We start from the raw sequence: 718 nt of genomic DNA on the forward strand, positions 1-718 counted from the left end.
TTCATCTGGGTGCAGGGGTGCCATACGGATTTGAGGCCGCGGGCGACGAGGTCAGCGTTGCGCATGATAAATCTCCGTCAAACGGTGGGGTTCTGTCAGGTTCCAACAAAAGGTCGGCTGTTAACCAGTGCGAATATTACAGTTAACAACGCCTGCTGACCACTATGCCATCCACCGATGACCGGCGGGCCAATGTGTGAATGAAACTCACCGCGCACAATCAGGCCATTCTTTTACGGAGGCCTTTATGGAACTGGAATTGAGACATTCATACGATGCTGGCCTGGACCGGGTGCTTGGGGCTTTCTTCGACGAGGCCCATATCCAGGAGAAAAACCAGCGGCTGGGTTCGCGCAATGTGAATATACCGGAGCTGACCCGTGACGACTTGTCCGCGAAGGTTGTGGTTGAGCGTGAAATGACGGCCTCCACCGAGGTGCCCGGCATCCTGGCGAGCTTTCACAAAGAGTGGAATCGCGTACGCCAGGAAGAGCACTGGTTCCGCAAGGACGACGGGGAATGGCATTGCGAGTTCCGGGTAAAAATTGAAGGCGTGCCCGCGAAGATCAAGGGCAATATGCGCCTGCAGGGCACAGACCAGGCCTGCATCAACTACGTTACGCTGAATGTCTGGTGCGAAGTGCCGTTACTGGGCAAGAAGATTGCGCGGTTTCTGGCGGATGATTCCCATACCAAGATCGAGAAGGAGTACAGGATC

The 718-nt window shown here is 55.3% G+C and carries 1 protein-coding gene; it reads left to right on the forward strand.

All coding sequences use genetic code 11. The features are described from left to right. Window positions 1–247: 247 nt before the first annotated feature. Window positions 248–718 (forward strand): DUF2505 domain-containing protein (locus tag B3M52_RS04695; RefSeq protein WP_286748988.1); only part of this gene is annotated, 471 nt, incomplete at its 3' end.

Origin of the sequence: Marinobacter sp. UBA2688 (assembly GCF_002352785.1) — a bacterium.
GTDB lineage: Bacteria > Pseudomonadota > Gammaproteobacteria > Pseudomonadales > Oleiphilaceae > Marinobacter > Marinobacter salarius.